Here is a 26,207-nt window from a genome sequence, read left to right on the forward strand (position 1 = left end):
TAATATGCTAAATTAAAACTTTTTGCATAATCCAGTTTTGAATAATATGTACGCCAACTTGCTCAAATCCTAGTTGTTGATACAAATGCAGAGCATTATTGTTTGTTGAATCGCAACTTAGAGAAATTTGTTGATAACCATCGGCTTTTGCTTGGGCAAATAGATGATTTAATAAAGATTTTCCTAACCCTTTATTTCTATATTGGGGGAGAATGGCGATAGCAAGTTCGGGAGTGCGATCATCTACATATCCATAACCGGGGTTATCTGCATTAAAAAGACGATACCAGGCTGCGCCCACAGGTGTTTGAGCGTCAAAAGCGATGAAGGCGCGATCGCTCTTACGCCCCCAGTCTTGAACGTACTTTACTAAATCAGGAGTTTGTAAAACATCTCGTGATGGTAAAATTTTTCCTTCTCGTACACAACGCAAGCTCCGAATTTCGTACAACATATCCCATAAAAAAGGTACATCCTCTCGATTAATTGCTCGAATACTATAAAAATCCATTCACAAAAAAGCGGACAAAATGCCCGCCCAAATAATTAACCTTTCACGCAGACAACTTGTTTTAAAGTTGCCACAATTTCCACTAAATCGGCTTGATTGCTCATCACTGTCTCTATTGACTTATAAGCGCCGGGAATTTCGTCTAAAACACCTTCATCTTTGCGGCATTCTACGCCCTTTGTTTGCTTGATCAAGTCGTCAAGGGTAAAGTTGAGCTTTGCCTTATTTCGAGACATCAAACGCCCTGCGCCATGACTGCAAGAGCAATAACTATCTGCATTACCTTTACCTTTAACAATGAAAGATTTTGCCCCCATTGAACCGGGAATAATACCGTAGTCTTCCTCTCGCGCTCGTACTGCACCTTTACGAGTTACGTATACATTCTCGCCAAAATGTACTTCTTTCTCGGCGTAATTGTGATGGCAATTGACCGATAGCAAAGGTTTAGTTGGTTTACCACCAGCCAAATGTTTTTCTACAATCCGCTTAAACCGCACCATCATCACATCTCGGTTAAAACGGGCGTAATTCTGCGCCCACTGCAAATCGTGCCAATAAGCTGCAAATTCTGGCGTACCAGCAACAAAGTAAGCTAAATCTTGATCGGGTAAACGTATATCTGCCAACTTAACTAATTCCTTAGCAGTGCTGATATGATTTTGAGCCAACATATTACCAATATTGCGCGAACCAGAATGCAACATTAGCCAAACTTGATCTTCGCTATCAAGACAAACTTCTAAAAAGTGGTTTCCACCACCAAGAGAACCCATTTGATTCATGGCTTTACTTTCTAAATGCTGCACTCCCGAATGCAAATCTCTAAAATCAGCCCAACCTTGCCAATTAGTTACAGATTTCTCGACAACTTTATTTTGATTAAATCCAACAGGAATCTCTGCTTCAATATCCAAACGGATTTTTTTCAGCTTACCTTCTAGTTGTTCGGCGGTAAAGGGAGTCTTAATTGCACCCATTCCGCAGTTATGAACAAAAACACCAGCTTTTAAAGCAAAATTATGGTACTCAGGTACAGTCAAACAATAAACATCTTCTTGGTAGTTGAGCGTTTCAACTTTTACAACTTTATGATTGCATTTGTGTTCATATTTTTTATGATTATGCAATCCTATGGGGCTTTTGACTTCAGCCTTACAAATATTACAAAGGTAGTATCTGTTAGCAATTTCTTTGGTTTTTGCTCTACCTTTTTCACTTTGATTGTAGGCAATTAAATATTCCTTGCCTCGCTTGCCGTTATTTGCAACAGCTTGTTTAAAATGCTCAGGCTGCTCTTGCATATAATGAAGAATATTTACAGTTCCTCGTTCTGCATAGTATTTGTATCCTTCTGGAGTTTGGGCTTTTTTGGCGAAGCTCTGCGAGCGCGCTGGCGCTATCGCTGCTAATCGTTTTTGCTCAAATTCTGGAGACTGAAAATGTTGGTTTCGTTCTACTAAAGAGCGATGGTAAGCTGAATGCTCTCTAGCACTCATAAACTCTAAATTTTCAGGTCTATTATCGGACTCCTCAAAGTTTTTGTGATGAATTATAGTTTTTTGACCCGTGAAGGAGGGAACTTTACCCAGTAAACCTGAACGAGCTACTATCCAGTGAGCTTTTTGCCATCTACCAGAGTAAGGTTGAGAAATCAATGTATAACCGTCTCTATCGAGTTTGGAATAGAAGGGCATTAACGAAGTCTCAGCTTTGAGATTTTGTGCTTCTTCATAAGCTCCATCTCTTAGCATAAACTTATGATCTGGAGTACAAATAACCGTCTCTCCATTATCTAAGGTAACGTTAACTAGACTTGCATTTCGTTTAGTTAATTTAGCTGTTGCTTTGGCTGCAACAATCTTATTTGTCAACGTGCAGGCATAAATTATAAATTCTTCACTAAGATTAGCAAGATCGCTAATTTTGTAAGATTTTCCATCTACTAGGGGAATTAGCGTATCTCCTACAAAACAACCAATATCAACGCCAATGGCCGCCGGAACGATCGCATCAGTGGTTGCAACTACCGATCCAACTAATGCACCTTTCCCTAAATGAACATCTGGCATCAACGCTACGTGCTTAAATACGAAGGGCAAAAGCGCAACATTTTTTGCCATTTGGGTTTCTTGTCCGCCCAAAGCATGATTTGCCCAAGAAAGTACAGGCTTGGGCGTAGATAAATCTAATTTTTCGTAGGGCATAGACGTTTACTTATAGTACATATTACATTTATACTACAAAGTACATACATAAACGTCAAGAAACTCCGCTTAATCGATCTGCGGATAAACTTAAACTCCTAAAACTTTATCCAGCTATTCCTAGCCGTCGTTATCAAACTTGTCTTAATCTAATTTGTCAGCTAGATGTTCATCTAATCCATTTTTAGGAAGAAATTACCATTTTGCTCTAAAACCACATTGAGTTTTTTATTGTTTAGTTATAGTTCCGAAACAGCCTTTGGAATTGAGGTTCTATTTACCTTTGCCTGAATAGCTTGCAAAAAATTATTTAGAGATTCGCTTTTAATTTGCGGAATATCTTTATTTACGGGGTGATTTACGCGATCGCTATTTACTTGAAAAGCACCTTGAAACGCTCCAGTAGTCCAATAAAAATTATCGTTTCGAGAAGGTTCTAGCTTCAAAAATAAAACGTAAAAATCTCCTACTTGAAAAAACTTATCGCCTTGATCTGGTGCATTATAAGCTTCGGTAAATATCCCACGTTGTCCTACAGTTATGATTTTGCTTGTACTTCCTTTGAGAGTTTTGCTCGGCACAAAGGTTATAGTACGATAACCGGGATCTCTTGAAGCTAAAATTTGATTGATAACAACAGAATCTAGAGGTTTTGTTCTTCGATCTTCTGTCCAGCCTGGGGGTAAAGATTGCTCTTTGCTAGGTAAAATTATTTTAGGATTACCTGTAAACTTTCCGAATACAACCACATCAGAAGCCGCTAGAAGTTCATCAATATTTTTATAGTTATTTGCAAGTTCTAGAGCGATCTTGATTTTGGGTTTAAGCTTTGTTGTAGATGGTTGCTTAATAGCTATTTCAGCTACGGCTACAGTATTTTTATAGGCAATGCTAGTTATCAACACGATACTAAACAAACCTGCTAGCTTTAAACGGTTATTGATGGGCATTGATTACACTCTCGAAAAATAAGCTAGTTATTAGTTAAACCTATCGCTTGAGAAACAGATGTTAATTGATGTTCTAACAATTTTTCCTGCAAACCGATTAAAATTCGCCGCACCATTAACGGTCCCTCATAAATCCATCCGGTGTAAACTTGCAATAAACTTGCACCCGCCGTTATTTTTTCCCAAGCATCGGCGGCGGTAAATATCCCCCCAACTCCAATAATAGGCAGTTGTCCTTTAGTTTCCGAATAAATAAACCGGATAACTTCAGTAGAGCGATTTTTTACAGGTAAGCCACTAATACCGCCATTTTCTTCATGTACAGATTTACCTGTAGTAGCAATAACTTGGGTTTGCAAATTATCGCGGCGAATAGTTGTGTTTGTAGCAATAATTCCGGCAAGTTGCTGAACTTGAGCAACTTTTATAATATCTGCGATCGCCTCCCATTCTAAATCAGGAGCAATTTTAACTAAAATTGGTTTACGTCCTTGGTTTTCTTGTTGCAAAGCGTCTATTATGGCGTTCAAACTCCCCGCATCCTGCAAACTGCGTAATCCTGGAGTATTGGGGGAAGATACGTTAACTACAAAATAATCTCCCCACTTTTGCAAAGCGCGAAAACTCCCCAAATAATCGGCGGGTGCGTCTTCTAAAGGCGTAACTTTAGATTTACCTAAATTAATCCCAATCGGAATTAAACTTTTAGCCGTTTTAAATCTCTCTGCTAATTGTGCCGCCATTGCTGCGCTACCGCAATTATTAAACCCCATGCGATTAAGCGCGGCTTTATCGACAGGTAAACGAAATAAACGCGGCAGTGGGCTTCCAGGCTGCGCTTGTAAGGTTACAGTACCTATTTCTGCAAAGCCAAACCCAAAACTCGACCACATTCCCGCCGCTAGTCCATCTTTATCAAATCCCGCCGCCAACCCTACAGGATTAGAAAATTCTAAACCCCAGAGGTTTTGTTGCAAAGAATCATGGCTGAAGTTCAAAGACTTTGCTAATTGAGCTTTTACGCCTTGAGAAATAATATTTTTACTTTTGTCTAGTTTGACAAGGTTGCTAATTGTCTGTTTTTGCAACCATTCAGGATCAGTTTTTAAGCCAGAAAACAAAATTGGACTAACTACGGATTGATAAATATCCACTATGGAGAGCAAGTATAAATTCAGTTTTAGTCTAAAACTAAAAAGTAGACTTCAGCTATTAATTGCTCAAGTCTACTTACAAATAACTATTGACTTTATCAGCCGCCAGCCACCGCCGGAACTATACTGACTTCATCACCCTCTTTTAGCGGGGTATCTGTCCCTTCTAGAAAGCGGATATCTTCACTGTTGACGTAAAGGTTCAAAAACCGCCGAGGTTGTCCTTGTTCGTCGCACAGACGCGCTTTGATACCAGGACAAGTTTGCTCTAAAGCTTCGATTAATTCAGAAATAGTTGCGCCATTACATTCTAAAGTGGCTTGGTCATTAGTGAATTTTTGCAGGGGAGTAGGAATTAAGACTTTGACGGACATAGGGAAAAGGTAGCAAGGAGGACAAATTACAACAATGATTTTTTCTTAAACTAGCACGGGCTGCCAATCTAAACGATCTAATGTACGCGATCGCTCTAACGCTCGTTCAAAGCTATCTAACTTCGCCTCAATAGTGAGTGGTTCGCCAATGTAACCTTGTACCGCTTCTTGAGTCTTTAATCCATTCCCGGTAATGTAAACTACTGTTGTTTCTTCAGGGTCAATTTTACCTGCTTCTACAAGCTTTTTGAGGACAGCAATAGTTGTTCCCCCGGCGGTTTCTGTAAATATGCCTTCAGTTTCAGCTAGAAGCTTGATACCGTCAATGATTTCTGCATCGTTGACTGATTCAATGTTTCCGTTGGTTTTTCTAGCTACTTCAAGGGCATAAACTCCATCGGCGGGATTACCGATCGCAATTGATTTAGCGATCGTGTTAGGCTTGACTGGTTTAATAAAGTCTCGGTTTTCTCGGTAAGCTTGAGCAATTGGCGAACACCCCTCAGCTTGCGCGCCGCTAAAACGCACGTCTTTATCTTCTACTAAACCAACATCAACAAATTCTCGGAAACCCTTGTAGATTTTGGTAAATAACGAACCAGAAGCAAGAGGCGCAACTATATGATCTGGTAATTGCCAGCCTAATTGTTCGGCGACTTCGTAACCCAAGGTTTTTGAGCCTTCGGAGTAATAAGGACGTAAATTAATATTGACAAATCCCCAGTCGTGTGTATTTGCTACTTCACAGCAGAGGCGATTAACTTGGTCATAGTTGCCTTCTACCGCCATTACTGTAGGCCCATAGATCAGCGTTCCCAAAATTTTCCCAGCTTCTAAGTCTGCGGGAATAAACACGCAGCAGTCTAAACCAGCGCTGGCAGCAATCGCGGCGGTAGAATTAGCTAAGTTGCCCGTACTGGCGCAAGAAACCATTGTAAAGCCCAATTCTTTAGCACGGGTAAGAGCGACGGAAACTACCCGGTCTTTAAAGCTCAATGTGGGCATATTGACGGCATCATTTTTAATGAAAAGCTTTTTCAACCCCAAACGCCGCGCCAAGCGATTCGCCTGTACTAATGGGGTCATTCCCGTACCAACATCGATGGGGTTGTCGGTGGCTACGGGTAAAAATGCTCGGTAGCGCCAAATTGAATTTGGCCCAGCTTGGATACTTTCGCGGGTAACAGTGCGACGGATAGCGTCGTAGTCATAGGTTACTTCCAATGGCCCAAAGCATTCTTCACAAACATGAATAGCTTTTAGTTCGTACTCGGCGCTACATTCTTTGCACTTCAAAGCGCTAAATGTAGCCGATAAAGATATTGGTTCTGCGAGTTCTTTGGTCATTGGCTCTATACCTTCTGTTTTCCGTCAGTCGCTTGATACTAACACGGGGTATTTTCCACGTCAAACATACCCGACCTATTTTGTCGGGTATAGATTTAGCTACTAAAAAAGCAGGTTTTTCACCTACTTCTTAAGATTGAGGAGAGGTTTTGGCGTTGTCCAATTCAGGGCGCGTCTTCATGAAGACGCGCTCTAAAAACTAATGTAGAGACGTTGCATTGCAATGTCTCTACACCTAATCAACAACGCCGGGATTTTAACTACTCAAGTATTTCTACAGGCTTGGGTCGAACCCTTGTTTCTCTCCACAATGACAACAACGTACTCGCAATAAAGATACTGGAATATGCCCCTAGGGTAAAACCAATAATTAGCGCTAAAGCAAAGTTTTTGAGAGTTTCACCCCCAAATAGGAAGATCGAAAACAATGTTAGTAACACCGTTAAAGTAGTATTGATCGAACGAGTCAAGGTTTGATTGACTGCATCATCGACAATTTCTTTAATTGGCTGGTCAGGATTGAGTTTGACTACTTCTCGAATGCGATCGTAAATAACTACAGTATCGTTAACCGAAAAACCTGTAATCGTTAGCAAAGAAACGATAAATAAGCTATCTACTTCCACACCTTGCACTAAGCCCAAAACCGAGAAAGCACCCGCCGTAATTAAGACATCGTGGAACAAAGCAACGATCGCAAATATTGCATAATCAAACTCAAAGCGGAAGCTGAGGTAAATAATAATCCCTGCAAAAGAAACAATTAGCGCCTTTAAACCCGAACTAAGCAATTGTCTCCCAATAGTTGGGCCAACAGTATCATTTTGACTTTTTTCTAAGTCCAATGAACCTATCGCTTGGCTTAAAGCATCTTGCAACTTAGTCCGTTCTTCACCGTTTAAATTTTTGGTGCGAATAGATAGAATTTGATCGTTAGAGTTGCGCTCTTTATCTACAAGTTGAATTGTACTATTGCCTAAACCTTGGTCTGTCATAATCTGACGTACCGCCGCTAAATCAATTTTGCGATCACATACTCCCTCTATAGTACAATCGCGCTGTAGTTGTAGCCGAGTACCGCCGACAAAATCTAAACTAGGGCGCAACGGTGCATTAATTTGTTGCCAGGAAACGAGCATTGAAATTAAACTAGCCAAAATCAGCGCCAAAGATATACTCCACCAGAGATTTCTTTTTTTGTTGACACTAAACTTCATAAAGCCCCCGATGCCTTTTTAGCTGCTGGTAGATTTGGACAAAATAGCTCTGGTTTACGCAACGCAGGTAAGCTAATGGCGATAAACATTAATGTCCGACTGCAAGTAAGTGCCGTAAACATACTCATTGCTACGCCCAGCGCCAAAGTTAAAGCAAAGCCTCGCACTAAACCCGAACCCAGCCAAAACAACGCCGCACAAGCAATTACCGTTGTTACATTTCCATCTAAAATGCTAGAAAAAGCTCGGAAAAAGCCGGATTCTACCGAACGATATAATGTTTTACCTGCGCGTAATTCTTCCCGCGTCCGTTCAAAAATTAAAACATTAGCATCTACCGCCATCCCGATACTGAGAATAAACCCAGCAATTCCTGGGAGTGTCAGAGTAACGCCTAAAAGAGCAAAAGTAGCCCAAGTAAGTAGAGAGTAAATAATTAAAGCAATGTCAGCAATTAATCCTGGTAAACGGTAGTACACCACCATGAAAATTAGAACTAAAAGCAAACCACCTACCCCAGCGTAGATACTGCGTTGAATGCTATCACGTCCTAAAGTAGCCCCTACAGTGCGGATTTCCATAATCTTAACGGGTACAGGTAAAGCACCACCCCGTAATTGAACGCTTAACTCGTTTGCTTCTTGGGCTGTAAAGCGCCCAGTAATGACTGCACCACCGCCGCTAATTCCATTAGCGGCAAATTCGACCCCAACATTAGGCGAACTAATTAGTTTATTATCTAAGAAAATTCCTATACTGCGCCCTGTCCCCGCAAGATTTTTTGTTAAATCTGCAAATAATTTCCCGCCTTCATCATCAAAGCGGATAGCTACATTCCAATTATTGCTAGATTGGGTAGGTTCGCCAAAAGCATCTTTAAGATTTCTGCCGCCTAACCCCTTGCTTTCAAATAATTCAGAAATCGCACTATAATTATTTTGCAAGTCTGCAATATTTTTATCTATTGCTGCTTTATCTTCAGTTTTCCTTAGCTCTACTTGTTTGGCTAATAGCTCGCTCTGTGATTGTTGATAAGCAAATAATTGAGCCTCTGTACCGGGCTTTTGGGCTTTAAATTCTAACTGCGCTGTACCGCCTAAAACCTTTTCTGCTTGTACCGGATCGCTGACTCCCGGCAATTGCACCAAAATTTGATCTTGTCCTACGGTTTGTACTACAGGTTCAGACACGCCTAAACCGTTGACGCGATTTTCAATTACTTTTTGTACGTCTTCTAGCTGTTGTTGGGTAATTTGCTTAATTTTATCGGTGGTTTTTACTTGAATTGTTAACTGAGAACCCCCCTGTAAATCCAACCCCAATGGAATCTTAATCGTAGAAATCGTTACAATCGCTCCGACGATTAATGCCAAAATTAAAGCTAATACCCCTCGCTGTTTCTGCATACCATGACCCGCTCCTAAACAAATGTATAATAATCGGTTTTGAACGGGTCGTAGCAGAAAATCCATTACTTCCCGCTAAACGCGCAAAGCTACCATCTTTTGGACGGCTTCAACAATTTGCTCTGGCTGCACGATTGTTAAGCGCTCTAACTTTCCATTATAAGGGGTAGGAATATCTTGAGAAGATAACCGCAATACAGGCGCGTCTAATTCGTCAAATAAGCGATCATTGATGGAAGCGGTCAATTCTGCACCAATTCCGCCAGTCCTCATACATTCCTCAACAATGATGACGCGGTGAGTTTTCCGAATTGAAGCGCCAATAGTCTCAAAGTCTAGAGGTTTTAAAGAAATTAGGTCAATTACTTCTGGATCGTAACCATCTTTTTCTAAAGGCTTCACGGCTTGCATGACGTGGTGACGCATCCGCGAATAGGTAAGAATTGTCACGTCTTTACCTTTACGGACTACTTCGGCTTTATCTAAGGGAAGTAAATATTCTTCGTCAGGGAGATTTTCTTTTAAGTTGTAAAGCAAGACGTGTTCAAAAAACAGCACGGGGTTATTGTCCCGAATGGCCGATTTTAGTAGTCCTTTGGCATTGTAGGGAGTGGAACAAGCAACAATCTTGATTCCTGGAACAGCTTGGAAATAGGCTTCTAATCGCTGGGAATGTTCCGCACCTAATTGTCTACCTACACCCCCAGGGCCGCGAATTACCATCGGAATTGTAAAATTACCTCCAGAGGTATAGCGCAACATCCCAGCGTTATTAGATATTTGGTTAAAGGCTAAGAGCAAAAACCCCATGTTCATACCCTCAATTATCGGTCTTAAGCCTGTCATAGCTGCGCCGACTGCCATACCTGTAAAGCTATTCTCAGCAATAGGCGTATCCAATACGCGCATATCGCCGTACTTTCCATGTAAGTCTTTGGTAACTTTGTAAGAACCGCCGTAATGACCTACATCTTCACCTAGCACAAGTACCGTAGAATCCCGCGCCATTTCTTCATCTATAGCTTGATTGAGGGCGTTAAAAAATAATGTTTCTGCCATTAGATCGATAGTTATTTTGTTTGTTAGTCTAAAATCTTAGCGTTTTGAGACTGATAATAATGCGATCGCCCTTACCGAAAAAAGCGCGATCGCACTTTATTATCCCAGCCAACGCGCCGCATCTTTGGCATGATAAGTCAAAATCATATCTGCGCCAGCACGTTTAAACCCCGTCAAAGTCTCCATAACAACTCGCTCCTCGTCAATCCAACCATTCAGCGCCGCCGCTTTTACCATCGCATATTCACCAGAAACGTTGTAGGCAGCTACAGGTAAGTTACTTGCTTCTTTCACGCGCCAAATAATATCCATGTAAGCCAAAGCTGGCTTCACCATTAACATATCTGCGCCTTCAGCTATGTCTAAACCAATCTCTTTTAAGGCTTCGCGGGCGTTTCCGGCATCCATTTGGTATGTTCTGCGATCGCCAAATTGGGGCGAAGAATCCGCCGCATCTCGAAAGGGCCCATAATAAGCTGAGGCATACTTAGCCGCGTAGGACATAATTGGCGTATCTTGATAACCCGCCGCATCTAAAGCGCTGCGAATTGCTTGTACAAATCCGTCCATCATCCCAGAAGGCGCGATAATATCTGCACCCGCTTTCGCTTGAGAAACCGCAGTTTTCCCTAGTAATTCTAAAGTCGGATCGTTTAAAACCTTTCCCGTTAAGTCGCCAACTTGCAAGTAACCACAATGTCCGTGAGTAGTATACTCACATAAGCAAGTATCAGCAATGACAATCAAATCGGGGACTGCGGCTTTAACGGCTGTAGCAGCTTTTTGGACTATCCCGCAATCATGCCAAGCGCCCGTTGCATCGGTGTCTTTATCTTCGGGAATGCCAAACAGAATAATTCCCGGAATGCCCAAATCGTAAGTTTCTTTAGCTTCTTCAACAATCTTATCTACCGATAGTTGGTAGACTCCGGGCATTGATTTAACTTCTTTAGCAATTCCTTCGCCAGGCACGGCAAACAAAGGATAAATTAAATCGTTAGTAGTTAAAACAGTTTCTCGCACCATGCGGCGCAATTGGGGATGAGTTCTTAAACGGCGAGGGCGATGATTTGGGAACATAGCTTTTAATCAAAAAGTAGTCAATGCCACGACAATATCTATGCTTATTTTTGCAGTATATTACGCCCGAATGCTTGGTTTCTAGTTGAGCAGCCCAAGAAGTTTACAATTGATCAGGCGATCGCACTTTATACTAATTTCTTTTGATAAAACTATGGCAAGCATTGATTTGTATGATTCGCAACCGAGTTTGACTACGCCCAAGTTAAATCTCTTAACTATGTTTCGGCTAGGCTTGTTTCAGATGGGACTAGGAATTATGGCTGTCCTGACTCTCGGCGTACTCAATCGAGTAATGATCGATGAATTGAAAGTGCCTGCTCTGGTGGCGGCGGGAACGATCGCTATGCACCAATTTATTGCCCCCACAAGGGTATTGTTTGGGCAAATGTCCGATTCTAAACCTTTATACGGCTATCATCGTACGGGCTATGTGTGGACGGGATCTGTACTATTTGCGATCTCATCTTTCTTAGCAGTACAAGTAATTTGGCAACTTGGTTCAAGTTTGCGATCGGGCTGGACAATGCAAACCTATGGTTTAGTAGGATTACTAGGGCTAGTTTTTGCTCTCTATGGTTTAGCTATTAGTGCGAGTTCTACCCCGTTTGCGGCGCTGTTAGTCGATGTTTCTGAGGAAGATAATCGCTCTAAGCTCGTTGGAATTGTTTGGTCGATGTTGATGGTAGGTATTATTGTCGGCGCAATTATCAGCAGCAGCTTATTGAAACAAATTGCAATAGACGCGCCGTTGGAATTATTGCAATCTTCTATAAATCGGTTATTTTTAATTGTTCCCGTCCTAGTTGTGGGATTAGCTTTTATCGCTACGGTAGGTGTAGAAAAAAAGTATTCTCAGTATGGGTTGCGATCGCGCTTTGTAAACCGAGAAGATAGTATTAGTCTAGGCAAAGCGTTAAGAGTTTTAACAGCTAACCGCCAAACAGGGATATTTTTTACTTTTCTGCTGGTAATGACAATCAGCTTATTTATGCAAGAAGCTGTATTAGAACCCTACGGCGGCGAGGTTTTTGGCATGACGATAGCTCAAACTACAAAATTAAACGCTTTTTGGGGTACAGGTACGCTCATAGGAATGAGTACGACGGGTTTTTTAATTGTGCCGCGTCTGGGCAAACAAAAAACTGCTCAAATTGGTTGTATTGCTGTAGCTGCAACTTTTGGATTGATAATTTCCGCAGGTTTAACCGCTAATCCCCAAATGCTTCAAGGCGCACTATTAATATTTGGTTTGGCTTCCGGCGTAACTACAACGGGAGCTATTAGTTTAATGTTGGATTTAACGGCGGCGGAAACTGCGGGTACTTTTATCGGTGCTTGGGGTTTGTCGCAAGCAATGGCGCGTGGAATTGCAACGGTTACGGGTGGTGCGGTGCTGCAATTAGGTAAATCAATGTTTACTGCGCCAGTGTTATCTTATGGTTTGGTATTTGGGTTGCAATCGGTGGGAATGCTTCTTGCTGTAATGTGTTTGCGGCGCGTTAATGTGGCAGAATTTCAAACGAAGACAAGAAGCGCGATCGCATCGGTTTTAAAAGGTGAATTAGATTGAATACTGATTTTTGGCAGCAAGTTCTCGATTTTGCCCAAGTTACCGCTCGTCGAGTAGGAGAGCAATTACTTAAAGATTTCGGTCAAGTGTCCGCCGATGAAAAAGCTGATGGTAGCTTAGTTACACGCTCAGATAAATGGGCGGATTTAGAAATTCAAAATGCGATCGCATCTCATTTTCCAGATCATGGCATTCTCACAGAAGAAGGCTCGCACACCTTCCCCGATACCGAATGGTGTTGGATTATCGATCCTGTTGATGGTACTACCAATTTTGCTAGAGGTATTCCAATTTGGGGCATTTCTCTAGGTTTGCTATATAAAGGTACTCCCGTTTTCGGTTACGTTTACTTTCCGCCAATTAATCAAGCTTTTCATGGCTATTGGTGCGACGATTTGGAACTATCTCCACCACCTAAAGGCGCTTTTTGCAATGACTTACCAATTCACTCTAGCTCCGAACAACTAACGGGCAATCACTTTTTTAGTATCTGTACTCGCACTTTGCAAAGCTTCCCGATCAAAGGCTTTCCTGCCAAAATTCGGATGCTTGGCGTTGCAAGTTACAATTTACTTACGGTTGCTAATGCTTCAGCTTTAGGCGCTGTAGAGTCTACGCCCAAAATTTGGGATATTGCGGCGGTCTGGGTGATTGCTCAAGCTGCGGGTTGCACGTGGATGTCGCTAAATCCTCAGCCTATGTTTCCCTTAACGCCTAACAAAGATTACGGTAGTTTCTCTTTTCCTACTCTCCTCGTTAGCCGCCCCGATTTATTACCTATTTTTCAACCTTTCGTAAACTTAATAAAACTTTAACAAAAAAATCGCTTTTTTCGCGCTTTTCTTGACTTTTCTCTTGCTTTATTTTAAAATAATCTTATAATCGGAATCTTGGTATAATTAATATCGCTGCACAGATTTCTAGTATGAAGATATTTTAACAAAAAGTCAAGCTTTTAGCAAGCGCTTTGAACCTTTCTTTACAACGCGCTCTCTACCAAAAACTTAGTTACTTTCTTGCCAAAAAATGAAATCGGCAATTGGTGCATTTCGCTCAGTTTTTTCATCTAAATCGGTACTCAATAACACTGAGCGTTGATTAAGGCGTTTTACTCGTCGCGCTACACGGCTAGGAATACCGTAGTTATAAACAATATGCCCTTGTCCAACTAAAACTACAACTTGGTAGCCTGGATTGGCTTGGATAAACTCAGCAATTCCCTCCGCCATAGTTTCATCCCACAATACTTGAGCTTGAAAAAACTTTTCAAAACCGGAACTATTACCTTTAGCCTCGGCTTGATGTTGCTGGAAAATACCTAGCATTAGCTGGCGATATTCTGCATTATCTGTATGGATTTCTGCAAGGGGAGGAATAAATTTACTTTGCGCTGGAGTGAGTCTCTCTAAACCATTTTTGGCAACTAAGCGCGTAATTTCTGTAGGAGTGTTTAAAGCTAAAATCGGTAGCTTTTTGGCTTTAGCAAATTGGACAATCGGAGCGTAATACTCCCAAGGATAACCCCAGCGCTGTTTATATTCGGTTTTGTCTAATAACTCTTGCTCGTCAATTTTCCCGGCTAAATAATCGTTCACAACCCCTTGATAAGGACGTTGGAACATTTCGAGCGAGATCGCAAGCTTACTATTTTTCTTGTATAGTTGCTGAACAATCTCTAATTGCAGGCGATGATCTTCCGCATTATCGTGAGTTTCGCCTAAATAAACAACCTTGGCTAGTGCTAGTTGGTGCAATAGTTGCGATCGCCCAATGATCCGCTTTTTGGAGTCTATACACGCTTTAAAATTACTAGTATAAGCCGCAGTATTTATAGAAGTAACTTGTGGCGGTAAAACTATTTGAGGGCGACAACTATCTACTTGTTGCGTGTAAGCAGGTACAGCCACTAACCAAACAACTACTAACGAAATAGCAAACAGAAATCGGCGCTTAGTAAACAGTTTCATCTTCCTTGCGCCAAGCTGGATCGACAATACAGATAAATACCAGCGCCTCGTCGCCACAATTATAAATAAATTGCTTTGCATTGGGGGGAATATACACCGCATCCCCAGGTACAAGGATTTGGATTTCTGAATCGATGTGCATTTCCCCTTCACCACTAAGGATGTAGTAAACTTCCGAAGTAGTCAGGGAATGAGGCTGAGAAGTTTTGCCTACAGGTAAGGTTGCATGAGCCAAACTATAACCCAATGCGATCGCCTGTTTACCGGGGTGTAGCAATTCCCGCAACAAGGTATTATCCCCAGCCACAAATTCATCACAATCAAGCAGTTTTTGAATCAGCATTTGACAATTACACTTTAGTAAAACATCGAATTAGTTTTTGGCTGATAATCCCTACAAGAAATCGCATCTTCGGTATTAGCGATTGAAGGCTGCACAGTGCATTTTAGGCGATAGTCATTAGTAAAAAACTGACAACCGGAGCAAGGAATCTGATGCATTTTCTGCGTAGCAGTTGCGCCATCTTGGATGGCATTCCACAAACTCCAACAGAACAGAAAAGTTAAAGACCAAGCAGACAAAAAACAAATCGGCATAAGCATTGGCTGGACGAAATGAATTAAAACTTGCAGTAGTCGAAACACAATCATTTTAGGCAGGCTAACAACTTATTATTAGCCATGTTAATGTATTTCATCAGTTTAGTTAATATCTGCCTTAAATTCCTGCATGACCTAACGCGATTCCAGTAAGCAACATTCCCAAAACTAAGAATGGTTGAGCGCTGGCTTGATACTTAACATCGTTGTTAAGAGGATCGGGGAGGAAATAAAGCTTTTGAAAAACGATCTGCGGCACAATTAGCAGTAAAACGATCGCACCATAAACATTTTCATGCAAACTTAACAAATAAGCGCCAATTCCGGCTTGAAATAAGTCAATCATGACTACGCAAATCCAAGCTGCGGTGTTGACTCCAAACATAACAGGAAGAGACTGTAAACCAAATTGGCGATCGCCTTCTACACTTTTGAAGTCATTAACTACTGCAATTCCTAACCCCGCCATACTGTAAATGAGCGTCAAAACTACAATTGTCCAGTTGAGATCGCCAAATAAAGCATGACCCGTACACCAAGGTAAAGCAATATAACTCGCCCCCAAAGCATAACCGCTCAACCACCCGTTGCGCTTGAGTTGGAAGGGTGGAGCGCCATAGATATAAGCTAAAAATGAGCCGCCTAACGCCAAAGCCGTAATTGTGGGAAATTGATGATCTGCCCATTTATCAAGGGTAAAAGCGATCGCAATTCCCGATAACAATAATGTCAAAATCTGAGTAACTACTTGCGGTGTCGTGATTGCACCCGATGGAATCGGGCGATAGGGTTCGTTTACTGCGTCAATTTCGCGGTCAGAATAATCGTTAACAGTTTGGGTATAACCAGCTAGTAGTGGGCCAGCAAGCAACATACAAGTAGCTACTTTTAGCACGTTTTCTAGCGACCAAGTGAAATTACCCGAAGACGCTGTACCGCATAGAACGCCCCAAATTAAAGGAATCCAGGTAATCGGCTTTGTTAGCTGTAAACGAATCTTCCAAATAGAGGTTTCACCGCTAGAAGCTCCTTTCATCCCCAGCATTTGCCGAGTTTTGGCAGAGCGATCACTTACTAAAGGCGCATCGGTACTTGGTTGGACATCTAATGGTGCTTTAGTTTCAGGTTCGAGAAATTCTAATTGCTCTGATTTAGTTTCAGGAGACGATTGAGTTTGTTCAGACATGATTTTTTAAGTAAATTTATAGCCTGCACTTGTTGGTACAGGCGATCGCCTAATTTAATATTAGTAGCGCAACTATTAGTCTGGGGCAGAAACTTAGTCTTTACCCCTACATTGCTCTAATTAAAACGAAATTATCAAGTAACCCTGCTGAAACTTCGCCCCGCTTACTGTTCTCCCACTCAATCCCGGTGGTAGTAATATATTACGCCGTTGGTCGCCAGCTTCGATTGTTACTTCTGGTCCCGATTGGGTAAGTTTTACCTGTTTTTTATCAAATCCCGGCAAAAATAGCTTTACTTGACGATTTACGACATCAAACTCAATGGGTTTGGGAACGTCTACTGTTTGCATAAAATCTGGCAAGGCATCTATTAACGGTTGCCAACTACTTAAAGGAGTAGTTGGAATAGTGCTAATAGTTAAAGGATCAAATTCCTCGGTTGTAGGTGTATCAGCAGTTTGATTAAATATTACACCCCCAACGTTTAACCCAACTTGTTGAGCGCTACCCCATAAATAAGTAGCCGTTGCGATCGCTATTGGATTATCTGTCGTCACTAAATAAGCAATCAAGCGTTTGGGGTCAGCTAAAGCAGCTTTACCTTGTTCTAAAATATTTGTAGCTTGGCTAGTAGGCGCGGCGAAATTATCACCCGTCCAACTGACATTAAGCACCGTCGCAATTAAAGGTTGTAGAAAAGGCGAAACTGTTTTAACTAAATCCGATTCAGTAATCAACTTACCAAAGCGACGACTGTACCAGCTAAGACTTTCCGGCATTCCCAACATTCGCAAGGTTGTAGTATCGCCACTGCCATCGTAAATGATCGCATCGTATTTTCCACTAGCGTCAAACTCTCGCAGGGCGTTGAGTTCTAAAGCTTTATCCATTCCTGGCAATACTACCAATTCTTGCCCGTAAACGTCTTTAATAACTGGTGTCCGCAAGTATTGCGCTTCTAGCTTTTTCACTTCGTCCCAATTGCGTTCTAACAGCACTGAGGCTTTGAATTGCACCGCATCGAGGTTAGGAGCGATTTGTTGTACTTCGTGTGTTACCGAGGTTTCTATCAGCAAATCCAGAGCAAAACCTGTATCTTGTACCGCCAAAAGTACGCGCTTGCCTTGGCTTGCTAATTTCTTCGCCGCAGCGATCGCTATTGTAGTGCGACCACTGCCGCCTTTACCCAAAAAGGTTAATATCAGTGACATTGTAGTTTTTAAATGGTTAAGTCTATTTAAAAGGGTAATTCTTCAACGGATAGTTAGGGCTACCTACCAAGAGATATCCCCAACGATCGCAATTTTTAAACCGCTTTGAGTTCGTCTTCAAAAAACCAGGTAGCAAATTCGTCTTCAAACTGAACGACTACACCTAGATTCATCCCATCTAGAACTTTAAAGCCTTTAACTGTCCCCACTGCCCCTAATCGTTTAACAACTGTCGCTGGTACGCGATCTCTTAAACGGCAAACTTTTACTTGTTGTCCTATTTCCATGCCAACTTAAAATAATGTAATAAACCAAGACTCAGTTTAGCGGAATCTGTCACCAAGCAGGAGTATAGGTTTAATCTAAATCTGGCAAAAATGGCGATGGGTGTACGTTTTTTTAAGAGACTGCATAGGTAGTTGAAAAGCAGCGAATGAAAAGAGTTTTACAAAAAGCCCGTTGGCTACCTATAATCAAACCCTGGTAAACTAAGTTTAATCTGTTAAGAACCCTGGTAAGACGCGACTTAGAAGCACGATACAAAGGTTCAGTTTTAGGTAACTTGTGGCCTTTACTCAACCAACTTTCCTAGTTATTAATTTATACCTATGTGTTTGCGATCGCGCAAGCAGGTAAAGCTAAGTTTAAAAGGAGTACCAGCAAATAACATCACTTTTGGCTTATGTTGTTTGCGGGATTGCTACCCTGAATTGCCTTTATAGGTGGCTTAACTCAAGCTATTACCTCATTACCAGGACAACAGGCAATTTCCCCTGATATACCCAAATCCGAAAAGTAATGTATTTGAGACAGAAGATATTTAATAGTAAAACCAACGGCACCAACTTGCAGAATCTTCATTACACTTTGTAGTAGTCTTTATACCAAGCTACAAAACGTTCAATCCCTGTTTCAATAGAAGTAATTGGTTTAAACCCTACATCCTTATATAAATCGTCTATATCTGCATAAGTTGCAGGAACGTCACCTAATTGCATTGGTAGCATATTTTTTTTAGCTTCTTTGCCAAGACAATTTTCTAACACTTTAATAAAATACATTAACTCTACAAGCTGATTGTTGCCAATATTATATATTTTATAAGGAGCATTGCTACTACTAGGGTCTGGCGTGTCTCCCGACCATTCAAGATTAGGTGATGGTAATTTATCCATGACCTTAACAACCCCTGCTACGATGTCATCAACATAGGTAAAATCTCGTTGCATTTTCCCTTGATTAAACACATCAATTGGCTGTCCTGCCAAAATAGCCTTGGTAAACATAAAAAGTGCCATATCCGGTCTTCCCCACGGCCCATAAACAGAGAAAAAGCGCAACCCTGTAGTTGGCAATTTATATAAATGGCTGTAGGTATGAGCTAACAATTCATTAGCTTTTTTAGTAGCAGCATACAAGCTAATAGGATGATCTACATTATCATGAACTGAAAAAGGCATTTTGGTATTAGCCCCATAGACAGAGCTAGAGGACGCAAATACTAAATGGTTGACCCTTGAGTGACGACAGCCTTCTAAAATATTGGTAAAACCAATTAGGTTACTATTTATATAAGCATGGGGATTTTCCAGAGAATAACGTACGCCAGCTTGGGCTGCTAAATTAACAACTACATCAAACTTTGTTTCAGTAAATAATTTAGAGGTTTCCTCATTATTCGCTAAATTGATTTTGTAAAACTGAAAATTCGGCTGATTTTTTAATTGACTTAATCTAGCTAATTTTAAATTTACATCGTAGTAGTTATTAAGATCGTCAACACCAAAAACCTGGTCATCTTTTTCGAGTAAATGTTTGAATAAATGAAAGCAAATAAAACCCGCCGCACCAGTTACTAAAATGTTCCTCATAGTTTTGTTATTCTGGTTGTAAAATTACTGAAAAGCTATATAAACTCAATTCTTCATCTGACCTAGCAATAAATCTTTTAAACAATTGCGGTTTAGGTGTTGGTAAAGCATCCCACTGCCTAATTTGAACTACTTCCGTTGCAAAACCTGCTTCTCTAAACAGTTTTAAAAATTGTGAGTATCTTAGCCTATTAGTATAAAATCCAGAGTTAGCCATAAAATTAAACTCCCAAATATTCTGAGAAAATCTCAAGCTATTTATTTCGCCTAAACTATCCACTAATAAAGTTAAATGAGAACAAATATCATCCAGTATAATTATTGCCCGTAGTTCTTTATTAGCAGTGGATAATACATCGTGAGTGCGAATACCTAAGCGATCGCATATTAAAGAAAGTTTGTGCATTAAAGTAATATTTAAGTCTCGCTGCGTGTTTTCAATGATTTTGGCAGTTTTTGCTACTTTAATTGATGTAGCCTAATCAATTCCGGTATCAATAATAGTATTATAAATACTACTAATTTCTAAACTCTCTCAATCTTCCCCAGCTACTACTTTAATAATTTTTGCGCTGCAATTATCCTCGTTTATTCCCAAACCTTGCCAAACTTGTGTCATTGGCGATACCATCGCCGGGTTTCTTTTCAGACAATGCCATTTATCTGTTCTAGGCGTTGTGTTTTGTCTTTGCCGTGATGTGGCATATCAGACGAAAAAAATCGCTTATATCCAACTTAGTCCTTACTATTCCACTGCTATCTTTTATCTTGCTCAAACCAGTTGCGTTTGACTTGCTGTGCGAATAATGCTGACGACCGTATTGTAAGCAAGCCTAATTGTCTGATTAATTCCGCGCAAAAAAACTACTGTACTGACTTTGTTTTGGCAGCACTTGTCAAATTTGCTCTAAACTTACAAGACGACGATTGAAACTGCTATACAATTTACCTTAACTAAGCCCAATCATGCAAATATCTAGAGCTTCAACTAATTTATGGTACTATTGCCATGATAATTTCGAGTTATTTTGCTAGTGGCTGTCTTTTTAGGATAGAAGTTTTATATAAGAATAAGCTTCATTGCCAAAAAGTAAATAAATAATTAGTGCGGACGCAAAAATTGTTGCAAAAGTTTCTTAATAAGTATTTTATGTATAGTAAGCGTTTTAAACAACAAGGAAACTTGCAACACCCACAAATATGGCGCTATTGGGAACTGTTGAACGTTCTGGTGTCACGGAATCTAAAAGTACGTTATCGGGGATCTTTGTTAGGGGTTTATTGGTCTTTATTAAACCCATTAATTATGACAGGGCTATACACAGCAATTTTTGGGGCAGCTTTTGCCTCCTATTACAATAATTCTATTACTAACTATGTATTGGCAGCATTTACAGGCTTAGTAGTTATGAATTTCTTCTCAGCTTCTACATCACAAGCTTTGACAAGCATAGTGGGTAATGGAGCTATTTTGAACAAGATCCATCTACCAGTAAGCATTTTCCCTGTATCAATAATTGCAGCAAACGTATTTCAGTTTGCTGTAGGTGTTTTGCCTTTATTGGCATTGATTACTTTAATTAAATCAAAAAGTTTAGTTAATTTACTAGCACTTTTATTGCCATGTATTGCTTTAGTTTTAGTTTGCACTGGCATTGGATTTTTAGTAAGTGCATTATATGTATTTTTTAGGGACTTGCCATATTTCTATGAGCTAGTCGTATTTATGTTATTATTAAGTAGTCCTATATTTTACCCCGCAGATATTGTTCCCAAGCAGATAAAACCTTTTTTATTATTAAATCCTTTATCTCCGATTATTGAGAGTCTGCGTCAAATCTCCTTAGAAGCAATACCGCCAGATTTAAGTTTAATTTGGGGTGCGTTGCTGAGTAGTATTGTTATTATTTCATTTGGATGGACTGTTTTTCATCTGTGGCGACATAAATTTATGGATTTACTGTAAATGGAAGTAATTCGTCTAGCTCAAGTTTCGCTTTGGCGACGAACCCAAGAAGAATTTTCTTACGATCTAAAAAAGACAGTTTTATCTATTTTGCAAGGTAAATATCGTCAGCCAGCAAAGAATTTGGTATTAGATACAATCGATTTGGTAGTAAATTCTGGGGAAAAAATTGGAATAATAGGCGCTAATGGCTCTGGTAAATCAACATTATTAAAAATAATTTGCGGTATTTTGCAACCAACAAGCGGCAAGGTTCGGGTACGCGGACACATTGCCCCTTTAATTGAATTAGGAGCAGGGTTCGATCCAGAAATTTCTGTAAAAGACAATATTCTTCTTTACGGTGTGCTGTTAGGATTTTCAAGAGCGCAGATGCGAGAAAGAACACTCACGATTTTAGAGTTCTCAGAGTTACAAGATTATGCCTTAGTGCCAGTAAAAGCCCTATCGTCTGGCATGGTAGCGCGATTAGGATTTGCGATCGCAACTGATGTACAACCAGATATTTTAATTTTAGATGAAGTTCTTTCTGTGGGAGATGAGAGTTTTAAAAATAAGTGCCAGCAGCGTATTAATGAATTTTGGAGTGCAAATGCAACTATTTTAGTTGTATCTCATGATTTAGGGTTCATCGAAAAGTCATGCAGTAAAGTGATGTGGTTAGACAAAGGGCAGTTGAAGTTCATTGGCAATTCTCAGGAAGCAGTTTCTCGTTACCTCAATATTGTTTGATTAGATAATAGATAAAGTATAAACTTCAAGTTTGTAACTTAGCGTTATCCTATCACTTGTACTTAGTAGGTTACTTATGGTATATGTCAACCTACAGGTTTATAAAGTATTAGATAGTGCAATCTCTAACTTTTTTCAATATAGTAAACTTTGAAAGTATCGAATCTATATTAATAAGCTAAAATATTGAACTTATTAAAGTATAAATTAAGCTACCCTTTTAAAAAACAATCATTAAGTAGTTAGACTTCTAAGCTAGAAAGTAGTTTTACTACAATCAAATTAAAAAAATATAAACAGATGTAATAAAGTTATAAAATAGTTGGTAGTCCTAAATAGGTAAGGACAGATGGCTTTAAAACCCTAGCAATTCATTACAGTGATAGATGAAATACCAAATAGCTCCGATGTGTTTTTCTAGTTTTTTAGAGAATGACAAGGTTTTTCTAACCAGATGAGAAACTCTTTTGCGGGGGAAGGATTCCCCCGCAAAATATCGTTTTGTTTCTATGTTCTCTTTACAGAGATCTATCTGTCTTAGCTCCTTACATATCCAGGACTATCAAATAATTATAGAAGTAGTGTAGTTTAATATTTGGGTTAAAGTTTATTCTGTTTGTAGTATAAATAGAAATCTATATAGTGCATAAATCATCTCAGTGAAAAAATACAATGAACCTAAATGGAATTAATGTATTAATAGATTGCTATAACTTAGAACTCATTCAAGGCACAGGTATAAAAACTTACGGCGTGAGTCTAATTAAATCTCTAAATTTACTTGAAGCAAATGTCAATTTATTATGCAGCCGTTCTAGTGTAAGTAATAAATCAATTTTGAATGAAGTGTTATTTTTTGACAGACAACCTAAAACTTACACCAAATTTGGTCAAATTAAAAGTTTAATTTCTATAGCTACTCAATTTTATCAAAAAGGAAAAAATATACAAAATAGTGATTTTACAATTAAGCAAGAATCGGATTCATTTTTTGACTTAGTAGACTACGACAACATTTTTAACATTTATAATTGTTACGATATTGCTAACTTTTTGTACAAAAACTTTAAACAAATAAATAAAATTAGATTTGATAAAAAAATAGATATATGGCACGCAACTTATCCTCTCCCGCTTGAAGTAAATAAGGCAAAAAAGATAACTACTATTCACGATCTAATTCCGTTAAAACTACCATATACAACTTTAGATAATAAAGATTTCTTTTTTAACATTACAAAAAACGCTATTGAGAAATCAAACCTTATCTTAACAGTTTCAGAAAATACTAAAAAAGATATATTAGAAGTTTTTAAGGTTTCTTCTGATAAAGTTTTTGTGACATACCAACCAGTTGTAGAAATACAACATATATTTAATGAAGATGAACTCTCAACTTTCTTGAAACCATATAAATTACATTTTAAAAAATATATTCTTTTTGTTGGAGCTATAGAACCAAAAAAGAATTTAGGTAGATTGATAGAAGCCTATATAAAACTAGATACTTCTATGCCTTTAATCATTGTTGGTAAGAAAGGCTGGCTATGGGAAGATGAAATTGGTAGACTTCAAACAGTTTTTAGTAAATACTTTATTAGAAAAATCAGGTTTTTTGAATATGTATCAAAAAGTGATTTGACTTACTTGTATAAAGGTGCTTGTTGCTTTGTTTTTCCTTCCTTATATGAAGGATTTGGTTTACCTCCTTTAGAAGCGATGGCTTTAGGATGTCCAACCATTGTATCTAATGTTTCCTCTTTACCAGAAGTATGTGGAGATGCGGCTCTATATGTAGATCCTTATGATGTAATTAATATTAGAGATGAAATAGAAAAGTTAATTAATAATCCTTGCTTACAATCACAGCTTTCATTAGCCGGAAAAGAAAGAGCAAAATTATTTAGTGTTAATAACTATGTTAATAAACTATATGAAGCTTATAAAAAAGTAATTTAGAACGAGAAATATTCTAAAAACTATCGTTTATGACCAATATATTAGTAATAAACTTAGTTATATAGTAACTATTCAGAGAGTAGAATATACCGATTACACTTTCTGGAACAGTTAACAAAATTGCATCTATTATTTCGATTACTTACCAGATGAATTAGTTGCTTTATTTTATGCAAAAGCTGACATTTTTGTTTATCATTCTTACCATGAAGGGTTTGGCTTACCTGTACTAGAAGCAATGACTTTAGGCGCTCCGGTGGTAACATCTAATACTTCATCATTGCCAGAAGTAGCCGGAGACGCAGCTATTTTAGTCGATCCCAAGGATGTAATTAGTTTAGCAGAGGCAATTTTGCGTGTAGTGGGTGATCACAACTTGCGTAACGAGCTAATTATTAAAGGCAAAGCCCAAGCAAAGTTGTATTCTTAGGAGAGAACCGCCAAAGAAACTTTGAACGCCTACAAAACTATTCAGGGGAACTCTAGCTTTTAATGTCCCCTGAATCAAAGTATTTGTCAGGAATGGCTCTTAGCGGCGATTGTAGGAAGTTCCTCTACCATAAGAACTACGGGCAAAAATATCAAGATCGGCACGGACATCTTCCCAATCTTGCTTAATAGCGTCGTTTTTTAAACGACCTCTACTAATGAAAGTATCCATCTTAGCCGCACGATTAAGCACGTCTTGAACTTCACTAGAGGAGAAGGTTTTTTCACGGGAATAGCGATCGCGCATTTGCTTAACCGAGTCTTTAAATTCTTTAATAGAATTATTTAGATTATCTTCCCGTTTAGAGTCATTTAAGCGGCTGTCATCTACAGCGAGATCGACACTTTTTTGAAAATCACGAGTATTTTTATCTACATCCTTTAATAAATCTTTGGTTTCTGATTCACTTAAGCGATTTAAGCGGGTTTGCGCTAATAATATTGTATTGGTAGTTAATTCCCCGCCTTTACGTGTAGAGGCTTCGTGAGCTTCGGCTGTTGCCATTAACTGTACTGCACCACAGAAAGCCAAAGAAACTAAGAGTGCTTTTGTTTTTAAGTAGAGTTTCATAGCTATTACAGAGATTATCTATCTAATTTGGATGGTTTACTTATACGATTAGTTCTATCACTGCAAAAAATCTCTAAGTAAATTTACAGAAGGCTATTAATTTATTTTGTCAACTCCCCTGAAGCCTAATTATTCAGTTGATAATTTTAAGGTTCAAATACATTATCAAAGAAGAGTTGTTTAATGGAGCGGGGACAAATTGGTGTGACCTTGTGGTTTACAGGCTTAAGCGGTGCGGGTAAAACTACAATTAGTCAGGCTGTAGAAAAAGAACTGCGGTTACTTAATTATAAAGTTGAGAGTTTGGATGGTGACGTAGTTCGCCAAAACTTGACTAAAGGCTTAGGATTTAGTCGAGAAGACCGTGACGAAAATATCCGGCGTATTGGTTTTGTTGCCAACTTATTGACCCGAAATCAACTAATTGTCTTAGTTTCTGCCATATCACCCTACAGAGAAATTCTCACCGAAGTACGCGATCGCATCGGCAACTTTATTGAGGTGTATGTGAATGCACCCTTGGAAGTATGCGAAGCAAGAGACGTTAAAGGGTTATATAAAAAAGCTCGTTCAGGAATAATTAAAAATTTTACTGGTATAGATGACCCTTATGAGCCACCGATTAATCCTGAAGTAGAATGTAAAACCGATAGTGAGACTTTAGAACAAAGTGTAGCTAAAGTATTAGCCCAATTAGCCGTTTTAGAGAGCAAGCTTTAGGAATTTGCTGACCCGGAGCATTTTCCCCCTAAGCATGAATACTAAGGGGAATAGTT

The 26,207-nt window shown here is 39.4% G+C and carries 25 protein-coding genes and 2 pseudogenes; 7 read left to right on the forward strand and 20 right to left on the reverse strand.

All coding sequences use genetic code 11. The features are described from left to right. Positions 1-7 precede the first annotated feature (7 nt). The 10 genes from C7B70_RS04920 to hemB all read right to left on the reverse strand — a co-directional run bounded on the left by C7B70_RS04920 (position 8) and on the right by hemB (position 11,305). Positions 8-511 (reverse strand): GNAT family N-acetyltransferase, encoded by a 504-nt coding sequence (locus C7B70_RS04920; protein WP_106367956.1) that lies wholly within the window; start codon positions 509-511, stop codon positions 8-10. Positions 512-546: 35 nt separating this feature from the next. Continuing rightward, entirely contained in the window at positions 547-2,718 is a 2,172-nt protein-coding gene (locus C7B70_RS04925; protein WP_106367957.1) for an RtcB family protein, read from the reverse strand. A 239-nt stretch (positions 2,719-2,957) separates the two neighbouring features. Further along, positions 2,958-3,668, reverse strand: coding sequence for a hypothetical protein (locus C7B70_RS04930; protein ID WP_106367958.1), 711 nt, complete (start codon positions 3,666-3,668; stop codon positions 2,958-2,960). A 23-nt stretch (positions 3,669-3,691) separates the two neighbouring features. Further along, positions 3,692-4,834 carry a quinone-dependent dihydroorotate dehydrogenase gene (locus tag C7B70_RS04935; protein ID WP_199192064.1) on the reverse strand — a complete coding sequence of 381 codons (1,143 nt, stop codon included), beginning with the start codon at positions 4,832-4,834 and terminating at the stop codon, positions 3,692-3,694. Positions 4,835-4,920: 86 nt separating this feature from the next. Beyond that, positions 4,921-5,196, reverse strand: coding sequence for a MoaD/ThiS family protein (locus C7B70_RS04940; protein WP_106367960.1), 276 nt, complete (start codon positions 5,194-5,196; stop codon positions 4,921-4,923). 45 nt (positions 5,197-5,241) lie between these two features. After that, entirely contained in the window at positions 5,242-6,543 is a 1,302-nt protein-coding gene (gene thrC, locus C7B70_RS04945; RefSeq protein ID WP_106367961.1) for a threonine synthase, read from the reverse strand. A 260-nt stretch (positions 6,544-6,803) separates the two neighbouring features. Beyond that, the gene (gene secF, locus C7B70_RS04950) at positions 6,804-7,760 is read right to left on the reverse strand and encodes a protein translocase subunit SecF (protein ID WP_106367962.1); all 957 of its coding nucleotides are present in this window, start codon (positions 7,758-7,760) and stop codon (positions 6,804-6,806) included. After that, the gene (gene secD, locus C7B70_RS04955) at positions 7,757-9,166 is read right to left on the reverse strand and encodes a protein translocase subunit SecD (RefSeq protein ID WP_106368064.1); all 1,410 of its coding nucleotides are present in this window, start codon (positions 9,164-9,166) and stop codon (positions 7,757-7,759) included. Before secD ends, secF begins: the two co-directional genes overlap by 4 nt. 75 nt (positions 9,167-9,241) lie before the next feature. Beyond that, positions 9,242-10,225 carry an alpha-ketoacid dehydrogenase subunit beta gene (locus C7B70_RS04960; protein ID WP_106367963.1) on the reverse strand — a complete coding sequence of 328 codons (984 nt, stop codon included), beginning with the start codon at positions 10,223-10,225 and terminating at the stop codon, positions 9,242-9,244. A gap of 99 nt (positions 10,226-10,324) precedes the next feature. Then, positions 10,325-11,305: a porphobilinogen synthase gene (gene hemB, locus C7B70_RS04965; RefSeq protein ID WP_106367964.1), complete on the reverse strand. Its 981-nt coding sequence runs from the start codon at positions 11,303-11,305 to the stop codon at positions 10,325-10,327. A gap of 154 nt (positions 11,306-11,459) precedes the next feature. Here hemB and C7B70_RS04970 point away from each other — a divergent pair, with 154 nt between their 5' ends. After that, positions 11,460-12,878: a BCD family MFS transporter gene (locus C7B70_RS04970; RefSeq protein ID WP_106367965.1), complete on the forward strand. Its 1,419-nt coding sequence runs from the start codon at positions 11,460-11,462 to the stop codon at positions 12,876-12,878. Further along, complete coding sequence (locus C7B70_RS04975) at positions 12,875-13,693, forward strand: inositol monophosphatase family protein (protein WP_106367966.1); 819 nt, start codon at positions 12,875-12,877, stop codon at positions 13,691-13,693. The genes C7B70_RS04970 and C7B70_RS04975 overlap by 4 nt, the downstream gene beginning before the upstream one ends. 189 nt (positions 13,694-13,882) lie before the next feature. On the opposite strand, the gene C7B70_RS04980 is transcribed toward C7B70_RS04975, so the two are convergent. The 8 genes from C7B70_RS04980 to C7B70_RS28260 form a co-directional block, all read right to left on the reverse strand. Next, positions 13,883-14,845 (reverse strand): ChaN family lipoprotein, encoded by a 963-nt coding sequence (locus C7B70_RS04980; protein ID WP_106367967.1) that lies wholly within the window; start codon positions 14,843-14,845, stop codon positions 13,883-13,885. Continuing rightward, entirely contained in the window at positions 14,829-15,188 is a 360-nt protein-coding gene (locus C7B70_RS04985) for a cupin domain-containing protein (protein WP_106367968.1), read from the reverse strand. Before C7B70_RS04985 ends, C7B70_RS04980 begins: the two co-directional genes overlap by 17 nt. Before the next feature lie 14 nt (positions 15,189-15,202). Next, a complete protein-coding gene (locus C7B70_RS04990) occupies positions 15,203-15,496 on the reverse strand; it encodes a hypothetical protein (protein ID WP_106367969.1) in 294 nt (97 codons plus the stop codon). A 67-nt stretch (positions 15,497-15,563) separates the two neighbouring features. Further along, positions 15,564-16,631 carry a chlorophyll synthase ChlG gene (gene chlG / locus C7B70_RS04995; protein WP_106367970.1) on the reverse strand — a complete coding sequence of 356 codons (1,068 nt, stop codon included), beginning with the start codon at positions 16,629-16,631 and terminating at the stop codon, positions 15,564-15,566. Positions 16,632-16,751: 120 nt separating this feature from the next. Next, positions 16,752-17,843, reverse strand: coding sequence for an ArsA family ATPase (locus C7B70_RS05000; RefSeq protein WP_106367971.1), 1,092 nt, complete (start codon positions 17,841-17,843; stop codon positions 16,752-16,754). Between the two features lie 95 nt (positions 17,844-17,938). Then, positions 17,939-18,130, reverse strand: a complete 192-nt coding sequence (locus tag C7B70_RS05005) for a DUF2862 domain-containing protein (protein ID WP_106367972.1) — start codon at positions 18,128-18,130, stop codon at positions 17,939-17,941. A gap of 573 nt (positions 18,131-18,703) precedes the next feature. Beyond that, positions 18,704-19,714, reverse strand: coding sequence for an NAD-dependent epimerase (locus C7B70_RS05015; RefSeq protein WP_106367973.1), 1,011 nt, complete (start codon positions 19,712-19,714; stop codon positions 18,704-18,706). 7 nt (positions 19,715-19,721) lie between these two features. Next, complete coding sequence (locus C7B70_RS28260; protein WP_199192074.1) at positions 19,722-20,183, reverse strand: hypothetical protein; 462 nt, start codon at positions 20,181-20,183, stop codon at positions 19,722-19,724. 681 nt (positions 20,184-20,864) lie between these two features. Here C7B70_RS28260 and C7B70_RS05025 point away from each other — a divergent pair. Both C7B70_RS05025 and C7B70_RS05030 read left to right on the forward strand, forming a co-directional pair. Then, complete coding sequence (locus C7B70_RS05025; RefSeq protein WP_106368065.1) at positions 20,865-21,680, forward strand: ABC transporter permease; 816 nt, start codon at positions 20,865-20,867, stop codon at positions 21,678-21,680. Beyond that, the gene (locus tag C7B70_RS05030; protein ID WP_106367974.1) at positions 21,681-22,412 is read left to right on the forward strand and encodes an ABC transporter ATP-binding protein; all 732 of its coding nucleotides are present in this window, start codon (positions 21,681-21,683) and stop codon (positions 22,410-22,412) included. A gap of 355 nt (positions 22,413-22,767) precedes the next feature. On the opposite strand, the pseudogene C7B70_RS05035 reads toward C7B70_RS05030, so the two are convergent. Further along, positions 22,768-22,884 (reverse strand): annotated as a pseudogene (locus C7B70_RS05035) (IS1 family transposase); the annotation flags it as partial. 200 nt (positions 22,885-23,084) lie between these two features. On the opposite strand from C7B70_RS05035, the gene C7B70_RS05040 reads away from it, so the two are divergent. Next, on the forward strand, positions 23,085-24,371 hold the full coding sequence (locus tag C7B70_RS05040; RefSeq protein ID WP_106367975.1) for a glycosyltransferase family 1 protein: 1,287 nt from the start codon (positions 23,085-23,087) through the stop codon (positions 24,369-24,371). A gap of 124 nt (positions 24,372-24,495) precedes the next feature. Further along, a complete protein-coding gene (locus C7B70_RS05045; RefSeq protein WP_106367976.1) occupies positions 24,496-24,801 on the forward strand; it encodes a glycosyltransferase in 306 nt (101 codons plus the stop codon). A gap of 99 nt (positions 24,802-24,900) precedes the next feature. Here C7B70_RS05045 and C7B70_RS05050 read toward each other — a convergent pair whose 3' ends face one another. Continuing rightward, positions 24,901-25,431, reverse strand: coding sequence for a hypothetical protein (locus C7B70_RS05050; RefSeq protein ID WP_106367977.1), 531 nt, complete (start codon positions 25,429-25,431; stop codon positions 24,901-24,903). Between the two features lie 174 nt (positions 25,432-25,605). Between C7B70_RS05050 and cysC the strand changes: the two are divergent. Next, a pseudogene (cysC, locus tag C7B70_RS05055) lies at positions 25,606-26,151 on the forward strand (adenylyl-sulfate kinase); the annotation flags it as partial. Positions 26,152-26,207 lie beyond the last annotated feature (56 nt).

The organism is Chlorogloea sp. CCALA 695 (assembly GCF_003003885.1).
GTDB lineage: Bacteria > Cyanobacteriota > Cyanobacteriia > Cyanobacteriales > Chroococcidiopsidaceae > Aliterella.